Source organism: Pseudomonas sp. YJ42 (genome assembly GCF_047225135.1).
Lineage (GTDB): Bacteria > Pseudomonadota > Gammaproteobacteria > Pseudomonadales > Pseudomonadaceae > Stutzerimonas > Stutzerimonas stutzeri_E.
The window spans coordinates 1158024-1175119 of the sequence record NZ_CP178378.1 but is presented as its reverse complement, the minus strand read 5'-3'; the positions used below and the strand labels follow the sequence as shown (position 1 = coordinate 1175119).

Genomic DNA, 17096 nt, shown 5'->3' with positions numbered 1-17096 from the left:
TGCGGCTAGGCAGATTTCGGCACGTCCGTGTGCTCGACGATTCGGGTGTCAATGACCCAAGCGAATGTTCAGGCTTTGCGCGTTGCCCTGCGTGGCCGCTACGCGTAGTTTCAGTCGGCTGGCCTTGTCGAGGCGCGGGAACCAGGTAATGACCGTATGGCTGCAGCCGGACGAGAGCGCCTTGCACGCCAACTCAAGGGAACCCTGGGTTTCGCGGGCCTGCAGCAGCAAGATGCGATCGCGATTAAGACCGGTTTCTCGAAGCCAGCTTTGCGAAAGCGACGCAGGAGGTGCGATCAGTGTCAGCCATCGTATATCGGCTGCCCCGCTGAGTTCGCGCAGGATCGGGGAAAGCAACAGGCGACAGTGATCGCCGCTTCCGCTCAGAGTCATTTCGCTCAGACAATCATCGGCAGGGTCCTTGGGCGCGGTAGCGACATCTTCGAATGGCGTCAGACGATGTGCGATCAGCCCCTCGAACAAGGTCAGTTGTGGTGGTTTGCTTGTGCTGAGTTGAGGGTGGTACTGCATGAGCCTCTCCTTTAGCGGCGAATCACGCCGACGCTTAAACCTTCAATAACCAGTTCCTGCTGTTCGAGATCCACTTCGATGGGCGCGAATTCCGGGTTTTCGGCTAATAACCAGACCTTGTCACCCTCGCGCTTGAAGCGCTTCACCGTGACTTCATCATCGATCCGAGCCACGACGACCTGACCGTTGCGTGCTTCCCGTGTGGTATGAACCGCAAGCAGGTCGCCATCGAATATGCCGATATCCTTCATGCTCATTCCGTGTACACGCAGTAGGTAATCGGCCTTGGGATGGAAAAATGAAGGATTGATCTGACAGGATTCTTCAACGTGTTGTTGCGCAAGAATTGGTGCACCGGCGGCAACCCGGCCAATGACGGGTAACCCGCTCTCTTCAGTAGTTGGTTCGAAGCCGGGAATACGTATTCCGCGCGAAGCGCCCGGCGTCATTTCGATAGCGCCTTTGCGAGACAAAGCCTTGAGATGTTCTTCAGCGGCATTGGGTGATTTGAAACCCAGCTCCTGAGCGATCTCCGCACGTGTCGGCGGATAGCCGTTGTCTTCCAGGCAGCGCTTGATGAAGGCGAGAATTTCCGACTGGCGTGGGGTCAGCTTGATCATGAGCGGTCTCTGTTCTTTTATACAGTGACTGGGATTATATACAGTGCTTGATGCTTGGCAATCTTTGTTTGGTTGAGGGCTGGGCCGGCTTGGTGCAAGCTTTGGCGGCCAAAAGAGTGTTCAGGCGCTTTCTTGGTTGACTTGGAACAGCTTGAAACGTAAGTTTCAAACGATTGTTTGTCAGGGGAGGGGGCATGGCGCAGTCTGAAACAGTGGAGCGTATTCTTGATGCAGCGGAACAACTGTTCGCTGAGAAAGGCTTCGCCGAGACTTCGTTGCGCCTGATCACCAGCAAGGCCGGGGTGAATCTGGCGGCGGTGAACTATCACTTCGGTTCGAAAAAGGCCCTTATCCAGGCGGTCTTCTCGCGTTTCCTCGGACCCTTCTGCATAAGCCTCGAGCGTGAACTGGATAGACGTGAAGCCGAGTCTGACCGAAAGGAAAATCTCGAGGAACTGCTGGAGATTCTGGTTGAACAGGCGCTCGCCGTAACGCCACGTAGCGGTGACGACCTGTCGATCTTCATGCGGCTGTTGGGCCTCTCCTTCAGTCAGAGCCAGGGCCACCTGCGTCGTTATCTTGAAGATATGTACGGCAAGGTGTTTCGTCGTTATATGTTGCGCGTGCATGAGGCCGCACCTTCGATTCCGCCGATCGAACTGTTTTGGCGCGTGCATTTCATGCTCGGCGCCGCAGCGTTCAGCATGTCGGGAATCAAGGCGCTGCGAGCCATCGCCGAGAACGATTTCGGCGCCAAAACTTCCATCGAGCAGGTCATGCGCATGATGGTCCCGTTTCTCGCGGCCGGTATGCGGGCCGATTCGGGCGTGGAGGATCCAAGCCTGGTAAAGGCGCATCCGATCGCCCGGCGTAACGCGTTGGCGATGCCCGCGAAGGGTTAACGTGCATGCTCAAGGGGGGATCGGCTAAGCTTGCCGTCTATGCCCGATCTCGATTTTCTTCATATTTCCATTGCCGACCAGCTGCTCTACGGGTTTTCCAGTGGCAGGCTGTGTGTTCGGCTGCCCATCTCTACAGCGCGTAACGGTGCCGGTGAGCGCAACGGGTCCGGCTGCACGCCGCGTGGCCTGCACCGGGTACGCGCGCGTATCGGCGAGGGATTGCCGTGCGGGGCCGTTCTGCGTGGCCGCCGCTGGACCGGGGAAGTTTGGAATCAGCAACTACACGACCGCTTTCCTGGACGCGACTGGATCTTGAGCCGAATCCTCTGGCTCAGCGGGTGCGAGCCCGGATTCAACCGTATGGGTGCGGTCGACACCTTCCGTCGTTATATCTATTTGCATGGCACGCCTGATTCGGAGCCCATGGGCGTACCGCTTTCCCATGGCTGTATCAGGCTGCGTAATGCCGACTTGCTCGATCTTTTCCCTCGGGTGCCGGTTGGCTGTGCCGTACAGATAGGCGAAACGGCCTGTCCGGATTGGTCGAGCGCAACATTGAATTAAGGATCTGCTCACTATCATGCAAGGTTCATTGATGCTGGACATCGCCGGCATCTGGCTGACCGCAGAGGATCGCCAGTTGCTGCGTCAGCCGGAAGTAGGCGGGCTGATTCTGTTTGCCCGCAATATCGAACATCCTCGTCAGGTGCAGGAGCTTTGTCGGGCAATTCGAGCGGTACGGCCCGATATCTTGCTGGCCGTCGATCAGGAGGGCGGGCGCGTTCAGCGGTTGCGGCGCGACTTCATTCGTCTGCCAGCGATGCGCGAATTCGCGTCGCGTGCTGATGCGAAGGTCCTAGCAGACATCTGCGGTTGGGTAATGGCCACGGAAGTGCTGGCGGTTGGACTGGATTTCAGTTTCGCGCCGGTGCTCGATCTCGATCACCAGCGCAGCGCCGTGGTGGGTACCCGTGCGTTCGAAGGTGATCCACAGCGAGCCACCGAGCTCGCCGGGGCGTTCATCCAGGGGATGCATCGCGCCGGAATGGCCGCAACCGGCAAGCACTTCCCGGGCCATGGATGGGCTGAGGCCGATTCCCACGTGGCGATCCCCGTCGATGAACGGGGGCTGCAAGCGCTTCGCGAGCATGACCTGGTCCCGTTCCAACGGCTGGCGAGCCAGCTCGATGCGGTGATGCCCGCGCACGTGATCTACCCGCAGGTGGATGACAAGCCGGCCGGTTTCTCCCGGCGATGGCTGCAGAGCATCTTGCGTACGGAGCTGGCCTTTCGCGGGGTGATCTTCAGCGATGACCTGTCGATGGCCGGTGCCCATGTCGCCGGCGATGCGGGGAGCCGGATCGAGGCGGCGTTGACGGCAGGCTGCGATATGGGCCTGGTATGCAACGACAGGGGAGCGGCCGAGTTGGCACTATCGGCGCTGCAGCGTCTCGGCGTGCAGCCATCACCGGCGTTGGCGACGATGCGCCGCCGCGCGGCGGGCTCGCTGGAATATAAGCAGGATCCGCGTTGGCATGCGTCCATCGCCACGCTCAAAGCAGCGGAACTGATCGCTTGACCAAGGAAACAATCATGACTGTCCACGCCATTATCGGCGGCACCGGCCTCACGGAGCTGCCCGGGCTCACCCTGGATGAAGCGGTGCCCATGGAAACACCCTACGGCTCACCGTCGGCCGACCTTCTTCGTGGCACATATGCGGGGCGAGAGGTGCTGTTTCTGGCTCGCCACGGCCATCCACACCGTATCCCGCCGCATCAGGTGAACTATCGCGCCAATCTGTGGGCCCTGAAACGCGCCGGGGCACAGGCGATCATTGCGGTGAATGCGGTTGGTGGCATTCATTCGGCGATGGGTGCAGGCCACCTATGCGTACCGCATCAACTGATCGATTACACCTATGGCCGCGAACACACCTTCTTCGAAGGCGACATCGAGCATGTCACCCATGTCGACTTTAGCTACCCCTACGATGAGTCATTGCGCCAGCGTCTGATCGCCGGTCTGGCAGCCGAGGGCTTTTTGTTCAGCAGCCATGGCGTTTATGGCTGCACTCAGGGGCCGAGGCTGGAGACGGTTGCCGAAATTGCCAGGATGGAGCGCGATGGCTGCGATATCGTCGGAATGACCGGTATGCCCGAAGCGGTTCTAGCCCGCGAGCTAGAGCTGCCATATGCCTGCCTGGCCTTGGTAGTCAATCCGGCCGCCGGTAAAACGTCAGGCATCATCACCATGGCGGATATCGAGGCTGCGCTGGCGGAGGGAATCGTCAAAACCCGTGCCGTGCTGGCGCGCGCGCTGGCAGGCTAAAAAGTTACCGACACGAGGTGCGCAGCGCTTGCAGCACCGGAAGGCCGCAGCGATGGGAAGGGGGCTAGCGGTCTTCCAGTACCGCAATGAGAGCGGTCGCAAAGGCGTAGCAGGGACGCGATAAATTCGCCAAACAACCCCATTGCAGGCAATCTGCCGCTTGCTACACTTGGCCGTCCTTTGGAGTACCGGAATGCTTTGCCACGCACCTATAAGAAGAATATCGAGAGCAGTGGTTTTGCTGGGTTTGCTGTCAGGCCTTGCCGGTTGTTCGACCTGGTTCAGCAGTGATTTCCAAGACCCAGGTGTCCAGCTCACCGATGTCGAGATCATCAAGGCGAGGCTCCTCGAACAGCAGTTCATGCTGCGTTTCCGCATCGACAACCCCAATGAGCAGAGTTTGCCTGTGCGCGGCCTCGTCTACACCGTCCACCTCAACGACATCGAGCTGGCGAGCGGTGAGTCCAGTGGCTGGACAACCGTCCCCGCTCATGGCTTCGAGTACTACGAAGTGCCGATCTATACCAACCTGTGGCGGCATATGAAGTACATCGTGCGATTGCTGGAAAAACCGGACCGTCCGATTGCCTATCGTCTGGAGGGCGAGCTGAAAACGGGCCTGATGCTCGGTCGACGCGTGCACATTGCAACCAATGGCGAGATAATCCCCGGCAACTTTATCCCGGAGTGAGCAACACCGATGAACCAAGACGCCCATGTGCACGGCCCCGATTGCAGCCACGATCACGATCACGACCATGCCCCCCATGTCCATGGACCGCATTGCAACCATAGCCACGACCCGGTTCGAAATCCGCTGAAGGATGTCGGCCGCAACGACCCGTGCCCGTGCGGAAGCCAGAAGAAATTCAAGAAGTGCCACGGAGCCTGATCCGCTCATGACGCCGCTCGCCATAACGTTGCTGGTTGCCGCTCTGCTGCTGATCGCGGCATTGGCTGGATACGCCTTGCATCTATGGCGCCGGGTTTGGCGAAGAGAGCGGCAGCTAGCCGATATGCAAGCGCAGCAGCATGCCGCGCTTGCGGCGGATCTGCGTGTGCTTGCCGGCAGCCTGCTCGACGAGCAGGTACCGCTGATCGAAGGCGCGATCCGGATCAAGGTGCTATTGGATAATTACGACTCGAATCTTGGCCAGGATCCGCGCTGCCAGGTTTTCCAAGTGCTGTTCGAGGCGACTGAAAAGGTGCCGACACACGCTGCCTGGAAGGCGCTGGACAAAGCCGAACGGCGCCGCCACGAAGCCAACTTCAGTGCGCTCGAATTACAACACAAGGCTGAGGCTCGCCGGTCCGCCCGCTGGTTGCTCGACGAAGTGTTGCCGAAGAACCGGGAAGCTGCCTGAGCGCGACGGCATCGCGCATCCACACCCATCTATCCTTCTGTTCCGTAGTGCCCTGTCTGTAAGGAGCCGTCGATGTCTTTGCGTCTGCCGTTCGTTCTGGTTCGCCTGACCTTGGGCGTTGCATTGGTAGCTGGCGGCCTCATTGGCTGTCAGTCTTATCTGGACAGCCGCTACAGCGATAGCCTGCCACCCGCGCATGGCGTCCAGGCCATCACTGGTTTGGACAAGAGCGTAAGCATCAGGCGCAATACGTTGGGCATGCCCTTGATCGAGACGGCGACATTCCACGATGCGCTGTTCGGTCTCGGATACGTGCATGCGACTGACCGTCTGAGTCAGATGGTTAACTTGCGGCTCATGGCCGAGGGACGTTTGGCGGAGATGGCTGGGCCTGGTGTGCTGGAGATCGACCGTTTCATGCGGGCGGTGAATCTTCGGCAAAGCGCTACCGTGCTGTATCGAGAAAGCTCGCCGCGGATGAAGCGGTTTTTCGAGGTCTATGCTCGCGGCGTCAATGCCTATCTGTTCCGCCATCGCGAAAAGCTGCCAATGGATCTGGCTGCCGCCGACTATACCCCGGAATACTGGAAGCCTGAAGATTCGGTGCTGATCTTCTGCCTGTTGAACTTCGGACTGGCGGTCAATCTGCAGGAAGAGATCGCGTCGTTGGTCATGGCTCAGCAGGTAGGCAGCGATAAGGTCGCTTGGCTGCTACCGACCTATCCCGACGAGCCGCTACCCTTCGATGAAGCCGACAAGCTGAAGGGGTTGAAGCTGAGCGGCGAGATACCAGGGCTCGCCGCGCTCAACAACGCGGCCTCCGGGGTTGCTTCGTTGAACATGTTGGGGGTCGCCGCTTCCAACAACTGGGCGATATCCGGCAGCAACACCCGCAGCGGCAAGCCGCTGATGGCCAACGACACACACTTGCCGCTGTCGATGCCCTCGTACTGGAATTTCGTGCAGATCCGCTCGCCGAAATTCCAGGCCGCCGGGGTAACGATCGCAGGCGTGCCTGCGGTGATCGCGGGCTTCAACGGCAAGCTGGGCTGGGGCATGACCATGGTCATGGGCGATACCCAAGACCTGTTTCTGGAACAGGTGCGCCGCGAAGGCGGGCGATTGCTGTACCTCGCCGATGGCCGATGGATCCCGGCGCGCGAGCGCCACGAGACCTTCTTCATCAAGGGTGGAAGACCGATCCGTGAAACGATCTACGAAACCCGCAACGGCCCGCTGCTGAACAGCGTACTCGGCGAGCGCAAGCACCCGTTGCAACCGCTGCAACTGAGCAGTGGCTACGGGTTGGCGCTGAAAACGACGCAGTTCGAGGCTGACCAGTCGCTGGATGCGTTTTTTGACCTGACCCGCGCGCAGTCGGTGGATCAGGCTTTCGAAGCAACCCGCGAGATCCGCGCGGCCGCGCTCAATATCATGTTTGCCGACGAGCAGAGCACGGGCTGGCAAGTGACCGGTCGCTACCCGAATCGCCGCGAAGGCCTGGGATTGTTGCCATCGCCGGGTTGGGATGGGCGTTACGACTGGGATGGCTTCGCCGATCCCATGTTGCATCCCTATGACCAGGACCCGCCGCAAGGCTGGCTGGCGACGGCCAATCAGCGCACCGTGCCCAAGGGCTACGGTATGCAGCTGTCCAACTCCTGGTATTACCCGGAGCGTGCCGAGCGCGTGGCCGAGCTGCTTGCGCAGGGCAAGCAGGACAGCCGCAGCGTGATGGCGATGCAGTACGATCAGACAACAACCTTCGCCGCCAAGCTGCAGGCCATGTTTCAGGCGCCAGGGATGGCGGAGCCGCTGAAAGCCGCCATCGATGCGCTCGCCGAACCGGAGCGGGGCAGGGCGCGCGTAGCGCTCTCGCGATTGCTGAGCTTCGATGGCAAGCTCGCCGCGGACTCTGCCGATGCGGCCCTTTATGAAAGCTTCCTGATGGAATCGGCGCGACAGACGTTTCTGGACGAGCTGGGGCCGGAAAGCAGTGCTCCATGGAAGGCGCTGGTGGAAACCGCAAACGCCTCATACTCCGCGCAGGCTGATCATCTGCTGGGCCGCGATGACAGTCCGTTCTGGGATGACCGGAACACGCCACGCCGGGAAGACAAACCCGCAATCCTGGCGCGTTCACTCGCCGCCGCGTTCAGCCGCATGGAAGCCGCGCAGGGGGCTGATCGCGATGCCTGGCGTTGGGGAAAACTGCACACCTATACTTGGCGCACCGGCAGCACGCAGCTGGCACCTTACCTGCCGTCCAGCCAGCGCACCGGCATCAATGCGATCAGCGGCTATCTGGACCGCGGGCCATACGCGGCGGGCGGCGACCACAGCACCTTGAACGTATCGGCCTACCGCTGGGGCGATAACTTCGATACCTGGCTAATCCCGGCGATGCGCATCATCGTCGATTTCGGGCGCGACGAGCCGATGATCGGGCTCAACAGCTCCGGTCAATCCGGCAATCCGGCCAGCCCGCACTACGCCGACGGTATCGACGCCTGGTTGAAGGGCGGCTATATGAGCTTCCCGTTCAAGTCCGAGAATCTGGACAAGGTCTACGGCACCGAACGGTTGCTACTGACCCCGGCACGCCAGTAGCCTCGCGGCGCCTAGCGTTACACCCGCAGCACTTCCACTACCGTGATGGACGCCGGGTCCGGGTAATGCCAGCGCACCTCGACATCCCATAGCCGCGTCCCGTAGCGGCGCTCCGGTGTCGGCGTTTGATAGGCCGGTCGCGGATCTTGCGCCAGGCACTGTTCGATCAGTGCCTGCAGGGGTTCGCCGAGCCGAAGCGCTTCGCAACGGGCTTGTTCCAGGCTCGTCTCCGTCCAGCGCACGGGGATGAGTTCCGGGGCATCGTTGGCCAGGCCATTGTGCGCGTCGTCGACGGCATCGGCGTAAGGAACGTAAGGCTTGATATCCAGCACTGGCGTGCCATCGAGCAGGTCGATCCCCGACAGATGAAGGCGGCCGGGTTCGATCCGCTCGAGCCTGACCACAGACTGGCCGATGCCGTTGGGGCGGTGCGTCGAGCGGGTCGCAAACACACCGACCATGCGGTTGCCGCCTAGGCGCGGCGGGCGGACCCGTAGACGGGGCTCGGCCTCGAGCGCCTGGTGGAACAGAAACAGCAGCCAGACATGACTGACCTGCTCAAGCCCTTCCAGCGCGTGCGCCTGATCGAACGGTGGATGCAGTTCCAGTATGCCCCGGGCCGCCGGTGCCAGCTGTGGCTGCCGCGGGATGGCGAATTTTTCCTTGAAACAGGAACGGACGACACCGATTGGCGTGACGGAATAGGGCATGTCGAGGCTGTGATGTGAAAACGTGGGCCGCCATCTTACCTGCTCCCGTGTCGGTGCACCGGCCATCGAGGCCGTATTCAGAGCCTTGGACGTCTGTGAATAGCCGCTCGGTGTCGCCAGCGGCGCGCGTTTGCAGCGCGTGGTGGGATCTATGGTCAGCCGTTTTTCGGACATAGACTATTTTTAAGGTGTCGCTGTCCTTCCCATCCATCATGGGGCGCCCCCTGTGCCTCGCAGACGCTGACGTCCCGCTCAGCATTGCGTCTTTATCAGGCGATCATGACGTTCCCTTGCAACTATGCGCCCAGCCTGACGCCATTCATCGCGTTGCGATGTCATAAAAGCCAGAACAAGTTCAGGAGACAGAACTGATGAACGAGGCTGAGCTCTCACCCGGAAACACCAACGCATCTCACGACCGCATCAATCCCGTGGTTTTCTACAGCTCGGCAATCGCCATTGTGCTGTTCGCCATCTGGGCGATGTTCTTCAAGACGTCATCCCTTTCAGTCATAAACGCCGTTCTAGGCTGGATATCCAACACCTTCGGCTGGTTCTATTTTCTTGCCGTGCTGGTCTATCTCCTCTTCGTGGTAGTCATCGCCACCACCCGTTATGGCAAGATCCGGCTAGGGCCCGATCATTCAAAGCCTGAGTTCAACGTGATCACCTGGGCGGCAATGCTGTTCTCGGCGGGCATCGGCATAGACCTGCTGTTCTTTTGCATCGCCGAACCCATCACTCAGTTCCTCGAACCACCGGTGGGCGAGGGCAGCACCGTACAGGCAGCGCGCCATGCGCTGGAGCTGACCTTCCTTCACTGGGGGCTGTCCGGGTGGGGCGTCTATACGTTGGTGGGCATGTCCCTGGCCTATTTCAGCTTTCGCCAAGGCCTGCCGCTATCGATTCGCTCGTCGCTCTATCCGATTTTTGGCAAAGGCATATACGGCCCCATCGGACACACCGTGGACACAGCAGCGGTGCTGGGAACGGTGTTCGGCATCGCCACCAGCCTCGGCATTGGCATCATTCAGCTGAACTTCGGCCTGAACTACATTTTCGGCGTACCGGAGGGCACCTTCACCCAGGCGGTGCTGGTGGTGCTGATCGTGGTGTTTTCGGCGATCTCGGCCGCCACGGGGGTGGAGCGCGGGATCCGCCGACTGTCCGAGTTCAATATGCTGCTGGCGGTCCTGCTGTTGTTGTTCGTGCTGTTCGCCGGCAAGACGACCTTTCTGCTCAACGCGCTGGTGATGAACATTGGCGACTACTTTTCCAATTTCATCAGCTTGTCGTTCGATACCTACGCCTACGATCAGCCCACCGACTGGCTGAATGCCTGGACCGTGTTCTTCTGGGCCTGGTGGATCGCGTGGGGCCCCTTCGTCGGTCTGTTTCTGGCGCGCATCTCGCGTGGCCGGACCATTCGCGAGTTCGTCGTTGGCACCTTGCTGTTGCCGCTGGCTTTCATGATGGCCTGGATGTCGATCATGGGGAACAGCGCCATCGACATGGTCATGCACGGCGCTGTCGAGTTCGGCGCGCAGGCGGTCAGCAATCCGGGTTCGTCGATCTATCTGTTTCTCCAGAGCATGCCCTGGGCCGGCCTGACCACCGCGGTAGCGACCATCCTGGCGATCGTCTTCTTCGTCACTTCGGGCGATTCGGGTTCGCTGGTGCTGTCCAATTTCACCTCGATTCTCAAGGACGTGAACAGCGACGCACCGGTATGGATGCGCGTTCTGTGGGCAGCCATCATCGGTGTGTTGACCCTGGCGCTGCTGATCGCCGGTGGGCTGACGGCGTTGCAGGGGACCGTGGTGATCATGGGGCTGCCGTTCTCCATCGTCCTTCTGTTCATGATGGTGGGATTGTTCAAGGCCCTGCATGTCGAAGGTGTGATGGCGGACAGTTACCAGAAGAGCCTTTCCGGCCAGCTGTCCGGTCGGGCGACGCTGGAGCATGCGAACCTGAACTGGAGCCAGCGCCTTTCGCGCGCGATGAGCTTTCCCAGCCAGTCGCAGATCCGCCGCTATCTGAGGGAAGTGGGCAAGCCGGCGATGGAGGAGATACGTCAGGCGCTGGGTGAGAAGGGCGTGCCGGTGGACATCATCGAGGGCGAGAGGGGCAACGAGCATCTGATTCTCAACGTCAACCTGGGCAGTGAATTGGACTTCACCTACCAGATCTGGCCGGTACGCAGCGCGATGCCGTCGTTCGCCGTACGGACCCAGAGTAGCCGGGCGCACTACTACCGTCTCGAAGTGCACCTGCGGCAGGGGAGTCTCGGCTATGACCTGATGGGTTACTCCAAACGGCAACTGATCGAGGACATCCTCGACCACTACGAGCATCACATGCAGTTTCTGCATCTGCAGCGCGAGAAAGGCACGCTGGCCGACAGCGCATCCGAACCGGGCACCGCCCCAGGCGCCAGCTGATCACGGCGCGGCGAACGGCAGGTTCGCCGTGGCTCGCCGACACGGGCGACTCGGTCGCCCCAAACGGATTCGAGAGAGGTGAATATGGCTTGTTATCCACGGCAACGACTCTACATCGACGGAAACTATGTCGATCCCAGCGGCGGCGAGGTGTTCGAGAGCATCAACCCTGCCAACGGCGAAGTGCTCGCTGAAGTCGCTCAGGCGACCCGCAGCGATCTCGAACGTGCGGTGACCAGCGCCGAGAAAGGACAGAAGCTCTGGGCGGCGCTGACCGGCATGGAACGTTCGCGCATTCTGCGCAAGACGGTCGATCTGCTGCGCGAGCGCAACGACGAGCTGGCCCTGCTGGAGACCCTGGACACCGGCAAGCCTCTGATGGAAACCCGCAGCGTCGATATCGTTACCGGTGCCGACGTGCTCGAGTATTACGCCGGTCTCGCGCCAGCCATCGAGGGCGAACAGATTCCCCTGCGCGAAACCAGCTTCGTCTATACCCGACGCGAGCCCCTCGGCGTGGTGGCTGGGATCGGCGCCTGGAACTACCCGATCCAGATCGCCCTGTGGAAGGCCGCGCCCGCGTTGGCGGCCGGTAACGCGATGATCTTCAAACCCAGTGAGGTGACCTCGCTGAGCGCGCTCAAACTGGCCGAAATCTTTACCGAGGCGGGCCTGCCGGCCGGTGTGTTCAACGTGCTGACCGGCGCCGGTGCCGCAATCGGCGCCATGCTCACCGAGCATCCGCGCATCGCCAAGGTGTCCTTCACGGGCGGCGTGGCGACCGGAAAGAAGGTCATGGCCAGCGCTGCCAGCTCCTCGCTCAAGGACGTGACCATGGAACTGGGCGGTAAGTCGCCGCTGATCGTTTGTGACGATGCCGACCTCGACCGGGCGGCGGATATCGCCGTAATGGCTAATTTCTTCAGCTCTGGCCAGGTCTGCACCAATGGCACTCGGGTCTTCGTACCGCGTAAGCAACTGGCCGAGTTCGAAGCCAAGCTGCTGGAGCGGGTCCAGCGGATCCGGATGGGCGATCCGCAGGACGAGCAGACCACCTTCGGCCCCATGGTCAGCTTCGGCCATATGCAGAGCGTGCTGGGCTACATCGCCAAGGGCAAGGCGCAGGGGGCCCGGCTGCTATGCGGTGGCGAGCGGGTGACCCACGGTGAGTTCGGCCGCGGCGCCTACATAGAACCGACCATCTTCAGCGACTGCACCGACGACATGATCATCGCCCGTGAAGAGATCTTCGGCCCGGTGCTGAGCCTGCTGGCCTATGACGACGAAGAAGAGGCAGTGTGTCGCGCCAACGACAGCGACTACGGCCTGGCTGCTGGTGTGGTGACGCGCGATCTGGCGCGCGCCCACCGCATCATTCACCAGATGGAAGCCGGTATCTGCTGGATCAATACCTGGGGCGAGTCGGCCGCGCAGATGCCGGTTGGCGGCTACAAGCAATCCGGCATCGGCCGCGAAAACGGCATTTCTTCCCTGGCGCATTACACCCGGCTGAAGTCGGTGCAAGTGGAGCTGGGCGATTTCGCCTCGGTGTTCTGAGCCGCACGAACGCGCCGGCCTGTATGAAGGAGGATTCATGGAATACGACTACATCATCATCGGCGCCGGCTCCGCCGGGAATGCACTGGCGGCGCGTCTGACCGAGGACGCTGACGTCGGCGTGCTGCTGCTGGAGGCCGGTGGCCCCGATTACCGTTTCGATTTCCGCACCCAGATGCCCGCCGCGCTGGCCTATCCGCTGCAGGGGACCCGTTACAACTGGGCATACAGGACCGATCCCGAACCGCACATGAACAACCGTCGCATGGATTGCGGCCGTGGCAAGGGGCTGGGTGGATCATCACTGATCAACGGCATGTGCTACATCCGCGGCAATGCGCTGGATTACGACAACTGGGCTCGTATGCCAGGGCTCGAGGATTGGACCTACCACGACTGCCTGCCGTACTTCCGCAAGGCCGAAAGCCGCGATATCGGCCCCAACGATTACCACGGCGGTGACGGCCCCGTCAGCGTCACCACGCCCAAACCCGGCAACAACGTGTTGTTCCATGCCATGGTCGAGGCCGGCGTGCAGGCTGGCTACCCGAAGACCGACGATCTGAACGGCTATCAGCAAGAGGGCTTCGGCCCCATGGATCGCACGGTCACGCCCAATGGCCGTCGCGCCAGTACCGCGCGCGGCTATCTCGACCAGGCCAAGGAGCGACCGAACCTGACCATCGTCACCCATGCCGTAACCGACCGGGTGCTGTTCGAGAACACGCGGGCGGTTGGTGTGAAATACCTGCGCGGGCGGGAACAGCCGACCATTGTTCGCGCCCGCCGCGAGGTGCTGCTCTGTGGCGGCGCCATCGCCTCGCCGCAAATACTGCAGCGCTCCGGAGTCGGGCCGGCGGCGCTGCTGCGCGACCTGAACATCGGGATCGTCCAGGACCTGCCTGGAGTCGGCCAGAATCTGCAGGACCACCTGGAGATGTATCTACAGTACGAGTGCAAGCAGCCGGTCTCCCTTTACCCGGCACTGAAATGGTGGAATCAACCGGCGATCGGTGCCGAGTGGCTATTCCTCGGCTCAGGAATCGGTGCCAGCAATCAATTCGAGGCCGGTGGCTTCATTCGCAGCCGCGATGAGTTCGAGTGGCCGAATATCCAGTTCCACTTCCTGCCGGTCGCGGTCAACTACAACGGCAGCAATGCCCATGACGGTCACAGCTTCCAGGCGCACGTCGGCTCGATGCGCTCACCCAGCCGCGGGCGCGTTCAGATCCGTTCGATCGATCCACGGGTCGATCCGAGCATTCTGTTCAACTACATGTCTCACGAGCAGGACTGGCAGGAGTTTCGCGACAGCATCCGCCTGACCCGCGAGATCATCGCCCAGCCGGCGCTCGACCCGTATCGTGGCAAGGAGCTGAGCCCCGGTGCGCAAGCACAGAGCGACGCGGAGCTGGACGCCTTCGTTCGTGAACATGGCGAAACGGCCTATCACCCGTCCTGCTCGTGCAAGATGGGCACGGATGAGATGGCCGTGGTCGATGGGCAGGGCCGGGTGCATGGCGTGGAGGGCTTGCGGGTCGTCGACGCATCGATCATGCCGCAGATCATCACCGGCAACCTCAACGCCACCACCATCATGATCGCCGAAAAGATCGCCGATCGAATTCGTGGGCGACAGCCGTTGCCTCGTAGCACCGCCGCTTATTACGTCGCCAATGGCGCGCCGGTGCGCCAGCCATCGCTGCGCAACTGAGGCGGCAACGAGAACACCTGGTTTGCCGTTTTCAGCGGCGAAAACGGCATTGATCCAACCGACCCGTTGCGACCGTCGGTGGCATGCCGGACTTCGGAGTCCTCGCCGTATGCGGACGGCCAGCTCAGGCCGGTGATGGCTCGCGCCGATAGGCGTAGGTCTCGGCAAAGCGCGAGAGCATATAGGCACTGCAGGTGGTGTCCGGGTAGCGAGGAGGGTTGCCCGGCCCTTGGCAACCGGGCAGGCAGCTGATGACCGTGTCGGGATTCGGCTCGGCAAAGAACGGCATCGAATAGCGGTCCACTCCCAGTGGGCTGATCACCCGGTGCGGCGTGGACTTGTACCGGTCGTTGCTCCAGCGCGCCATCATGTCGCCGATGTTCACGACATAGGTTCCCTCGATGGGCGGTGCGTCGATCCACTCGCCGTGTACGTTCTGCACCTGCAGTCCGCCGGCCTGATCCTGGTAGAGCAAGGTGATGCAGCCGTAGTCGGTGTGGGCGCCTGCACCCTGCTGTTCGGGGGCGGTCGCGGTTTGCCGTGGTGGGTAATGAATCATGCGGAACACGCTGATGGGCTCGACGAAGCGCTGGTCGAAAAAGTCCCGGTCGATACCCAGCGCCGTGGCGATTGCGCGCAACAGCGTGCAGGCCAGCGCATGCATGTCCTGATAATGCTGTTCGAACAAGGATTCCCAGCCGTCGATGGTCGGATGTCGATTGGGGCCGCGCAGCGGCTTGCCGGCGAGCACCTCCGGGTGATCGGCTGGCATGTGGAAGCCCATGTCGAAGGTTTCTTTCAGATCGCTCGGCTTGCTCGGGTCGAGCTGCTCGGTGGCGATCGCTCCATAGCCGCGGTGGTGCCGGCTTTTAGTGATGTCGATGGCGAGCTTTTCGGCTTCCGGCAGTGCGAAGAAGGATTGCGCACGTGCCTTCAGCTCACAGATGCGCGCCGCATCGATCGGATGGTTGCGAATGTAGAAGAAGCCCCAGTCACGGCAGGCGGCGTCGATCTGTTGGGCGATCTCGTTCCAGCCGTTTTCGTCTGTGGCGTAGAGCGGGGCGATATCGATGACGGGCAGTTGGTTCATTTCGGATCTCTCGGTCGCAGTCAGAGGCCAGAAGCTAGAAGCCCACGCGACTTTGCGCAGCATCTAGCGCCCGGCCTCAAGCGACAAGCTTGCTTATCGGCTACTTCGGCAACTCGGCGGTAATGCCCTGCACGTAGTAGTTCATCGACGCCAGATCTCCATTGCTGGCGGTCACCCCATCGGCGATGCGCACGGTACCTGACTGATCCTTGATCGGACCGGTGAAGGGGTGCAACTCCCCGCTGCGGATGGCGGCGATGATCTGTTCCGCTTCGGTCTTCACCTCCGCCGGCACCAGGTCGCTGATCGGCAGGCTGATGGTGTCTTCGGCCAGTCCACCCCAGAAGTCCTGCGGCTTCCAGCTGGCATCGATCACGGCTTGTGCCGACTTGACGTAGTGCGGTCCCCAGTCGTTGACGATGGAAGTCAGTACCGCCTTCGGTCCGAAGTGAGCCATGTCCGAGGCATAGCCGACCGAATAGACGCCACGACGTTCGGCAGCCTGGATCGGCGCCGGGCTATCGGTGTGTTGGAAAACCACGTCGACCCCTTGGTCGATCAGCGCGTTGGCGGCATCGGCTTCCTTGCCCGGATCGAACCAGGAGCTCACCCACACCACCTTGATTTCGGTGCCGGGGTTGTACTTGTCCAGCGCCAGCTGGATGGCATTGATGTCGCGGATCACTTCGGGAATCGGGAACGAGGCGATATAGCCGACCTTCTTGGTCTTGGTCATCTTCGCCGCAAGGAACCCACCCACGTAGCGGCCCTCATAGGAACGAGACAGGTAAGTGCCGAGGTTCTTGTCCTGCTTGTAGCCGGTGGCGTGCTCGAAGGTGACCTTGGGGAACTGTTTCGCCACCTTGAGCGTCGGGTTCATATACCCGAAGGACGTGGTGAAGATCAGATCGTAGCCGCCCTTGGCCATGTTGCGGATCACTCGCTCGGCGTCGGCGCCCTCGGCGACGTTCTCGACGAAGGTGGTTTCAACCTGATCGCCGAGCTCCTTTTCCAGATGCTGACGACCCATCTCGTGCTGGTAGGTCCAGCCGTGGTCGCCGATCGGGCCCACGTAGACGAAGCCGACTTTGAGCGGATCGGCTGCAACGGCGGAAAGGGCAGTGCTCAAACCAATCGCTGCGGTGAGGCCGCGGAACAGGGATTTCCGGGTGTTCTTCTGCATGGGTGTTGCTCCTGGTTGCATATTTTTTTGCGTGTCCGCTGTG

The 17096-nt window shown here is 61.3% G+C and carries 16 protein-coding genes; 11 read left to right on the top strand and 5 right to left on the bottom strand.

What is annotated here, in order from left to right:
* Positions 1-48: 48 nt before the first annotated feature.
* Together sulA and lexA are read right to left on the bottom strand one after the other, a co-directional pair.
* Positions 49-531: an SOS-induced cell division inhibitor SulA gene (sulA, locus tag ACL0K2_RS05120; protein WP_045162548.1), complete on the bottom strand. Its 483-nt coding sequence runs from the start codon at positions 529-531 to the stop codon at positions 49-51.
* 11 nt (positions 532-542) lie between these two features.
* A complete protein-coding gene (gene lexA, locus ACL0K2_RS05115) occupies positions 543-1151 on the bottom strand; it encodes a transcriptional repressor LexA (RefSeq protein WP_045162547.1) in 609 nt (202 codons plus the stop codon).
* A 194-nt stretch (positions 1152-1345) separates the two neighbouring features.
* On the opposite strand from lexA, the gene ACL0K2_RS05110 reads away from it, so the two are divergent.
* The 8 genes from ACL0K2_RS05110 to ACL0K2_RS05075 all read left to right on the top strand — a co-directional run bounded on the left by ACL0K2_RS05110 (position 1346) and on the right by ACL0K2_RS05075 (position 8358).
* Positions 1346-2053, top strand: coding sequence for a TetR family transcriptional regulator (locus tag ACL0K2_RS05110; RefSeq protein WP_413043942.1), 708 nt, complete (start codon positions 1346-1348; stop codon positions 2051-2053).
* 39 nt (positions 2054-2092) lie between these two features.
* A complete protein-coding gene (locus tag ACL0K2_RS05105; RefSeq protein ID WP_045162545.1) occupies positions 2093-2617 on the top strand; it encodes a L,D-transpeptidase in 525 nt (174 codons plus the stop codon).
* A gap of 16 nt (positions 2618-2633) precedes the next feature.
* On the top strand, positions 2634-3632 hold the full coding sequence (gene nagZ / locus ACL0K2_RS05100; protein ID WP_413043941.1) for a beta-N-acetylhexosaminidase: 999 nt from the start codon (positions 2634-2636) through the stop codon (positions 3630-3632).
* Between the two features lie 14 nt (positions 3633-3646).
* The gene (locus ACL0K2_RS05095; protein ID WP_239611665.1) at positions 3647-4384 is read left to right on the top strand and encodes an S-methyl-5'-thioinosine phosphorylase; all 738 of its coding nucleotides are present in this window, start codon (positions 3647-3649) and stop codon (positions 4382-4384) included.
* A 193-nt stretch (positions 4385-4577) separates the two neighbouring features.
* Positions 4578-5075 (top strand): LEA type 2 family protein, encoded by a 498-nt coding sequence (locus ACL0K2_RS05090; protein WP_045162542.1) that lies wholly within the window; start codon positions 4578-4580, stop codon positions 5073-5075.
* Between the two features lie 9 nt (positions 5076-5084).
* A complete protein-coding gene (locus ACL0K2_RS05085; protein ID WP_080890614.1) occupies positions 5085-5276 on the top strand; it encodes an SEC-C metal-binding domain-containing protein in 192 nt (63 codons plus the stop codon).
* Positions 5277-5283: 7 nt separating this feature from the next.
* Complete coding sequence (locus tag ACL0K2_RS05080) at positions 5284-5748, top strand: DUF2489 domain-containing protein (RefSeq protein ID WP_045162541.1); 465 nt, start codon at positions 5284-5286, stop codon at positions 5746-5748.
* 72 nt (positions 5749-5820) lie between these two features.
* Positions 5821-8358, top strand: a complete 2538-nt coding sequence (locus ACL0K2_RS05075) for a penicillin acylase family protein (protein WP_239611664.1) — start codon at positions 5821-5823, stop codon at positions 8356-8358.
* Between the two features lie 17 nt (positions 8359-8375).
* On the opposite strand, the gene tsaA is transcribed toward ACL0K2_RS05075, so the two are convergent.
* Complete coding sequence (gene tsaA / locus ACL0K2_RS05070; protein ID WP_239611679.1) at positions 8376-9068, bottom strand: tRNA (N6-threonylcarbamoyladenosine(37)-N6)-methyltransferase TrmO; 693 nt, start codon at positions 9066-9068, stop codon at positions 8376-8378.
* Positions 9069-9439: 371 nt separating this feature from the next.
* Between tsaA and betT the strand changes: the two genes are divergently transcribed.
* The 3 genes from betT to betA all read left to right on the top strand — a co-directional run bounded on the left by betT (position 9440) and on the right by betA (position 14780).
* Positions 9440-11509 (top strand): choline BCCT transporter BetT, encoded by a 2070-nt coding sequence (gene betT, locus ACL0K2_RS05065; protein ID WP_045162538.1) that lies wholly within the window; start codon positions 9440-9442, stop codon positions 11507-11509.
* 84 nt (positions 11510-11593) lie between these two features.
* Positions 11594-13066 (top strand): betaine-aldehyde dehydrogenase, encoded by a 1473-nt coding sequence (gene betB / locus ACL0K2_RS05060; RefSeq protein WP_413043940.1) that lies wholly within the window; start codon positions 11594-11596, stop codon positions 13064-13066.
* 37 nt (positions 13067-13103) lie between these two features.
* Positions 13104-14780 (top strand): choline dehydrogenase, encoded by a 1677-nt coding sequence (gene betA / locus ACL0K2_RS05055; protein ID WP_045162536.1) that lies wholly within the window; start codon positions 13104-13106, stop codon positions 14778-14780.
* A 124-nt stretch (positions 14781-14904) separates the two neighbouring features.
* On the opposite strand, the gene ACL0K2_RS05050 is transcribed toward betA, so the two are convergent.
* Both ACL0K2_RS05050 and ACL0K2_RS05045 read right to left on the bottom strand, forming a co-directional pair.
* Positions 14905-15870 carry a 2-oxoglutarate and iron-dependent oxygenase domain-containing protein gene (locus ACL0K2_RS05050; RefSeq protein ID WP_045162535.1) on the bottom strand — a complete coding sequence of 322 codons (966 nt, stop codon included), beginning with the start codon at positions 15868-15870 and terminating at the stop codon, positions 14905-14907.
* Positions 15871-15970: 100 nt separating this feature from the next.
* Positions 15971-17053, bottom strand: coding sequence for a BMP family ABC transporter substrate-binding protein (locus ACL0K2_RS05045; RefSeq protein ID WP_413043939.1), 1083 nt, complete (start codon positions 17051-17053; stop codon positions 15971-15973).
* Between the last annotated feature and the right edge of the window lie 43 nt (positions 17054-17096).

Bases quoted from the DNA above. Each gene is read 5' to 3' on its own strand.
- sulA (WP_045162548.1), bottom strand. From the start codon at position 531: ATGCAGTACCACCCTCAACTCAGCACAAGCAAACCACCACAACTGACC.
- lexA (WP_045162547.1), bottom strand. From the start codon at position 1,151: ATGATCAAGCTGACCCCACGCCAGTCGGAAATTCTCGCCTTCATCAAG.
- ACL0K2_RS05110 (WP_413043942.1), top strand. From the start codon at position 1,346: ATGGCGCAGTCTGAAACAGTGGAGCGTATTCTTGATGCAGCGGAACAA.
- ACL0K2_RS05105 (WP_045162545.1), top strand. From the start codon at position 2,093: ATGCCCGATCTCGATTTTCTTCATATTTCCATTGCCGACCAGCTGCTC.
- nagZ (WP_413043941.1), top strand. From the start codon at position 2,634: ATGCAAGGTTCATTGATGCTGGACATCGCCGGCATCTGGCTGACCGCA.
- ACL0K2_RS05095 (WP_239611665.1), top strand. From the start codon at position 3,647: ATGACTGTCCACGCCATTATCGGCGGCACCGGCCTCACGGAGCTGCCC.
- ACL0K2_RS05090 (WP_045162542.1), top strand. From the start codon at position 4,578: ATGCTTTGCCACGCACCTATAAGAAGAATATCGAGAGCAGTGGTTTTG.
- ACL0K2_RS05085 (WP_080890614.1), top strand. From the start codon at position 5,085: ATGAACCAAGACGCCCATGTGCACGGCCCCGATTGCAGCCACGATCAC.
- ACL0K2_RS05080 (WP_045162541.1), top strand. From the start codon at position 5,284: ATGACGCCGCTCGCCATAACGTTGCTGGTTGCCGCTCTGCTGCTGATC.
- ACL0K2_RS05075 (WP_239611664.1), top strand. From the start codon at position 5,821: ATGTCTTTGCGTCTGCCGTTCGTTCTGGTTCGCCTGACCTTGGGCGTT.
- tsaA (WP_239611679.1), bottom strand. From the start codon at position 9,068: ATGCCCTATTCCGTCACGCCAATCGGTGTCGTCCGTTCCTGTTTCAAG.
- betT (WP_045162538.1), top strand. From the start codon at position 9,440: ATGAACGAGGCTGAGCTCTCACCCGGAAACACCAACGCATCTCACGAC.
- betB (WP_413043940.1), top strand. From the start codon at position 11,594: ATGGCTTGTTATCCACGGCAACGACTCTACATCGACGGAAACTATGTC.
- betA (WP_045162536.1), top strand. From the start codon at position 13,104: ATGGAATACGACTACATCATCATCGGCGCCGGCTCCGCCGGGAATGCA.
- ACL0K2_RS05050 (WP_045162535.1), bottom strand. From the start codon at position 15,870: ATGAACCAACTGCCCGTCATCGATATCGCCCCGCTCTACGCCACAGAC.
- ACL0K2_RS05045 (WP_413043939.1), bottom strand. From the start codon at position 17,053: ATGCAGAAGAACACCCGGAAATCCCTGTTCCGCGGCCTCACCGCAGCG.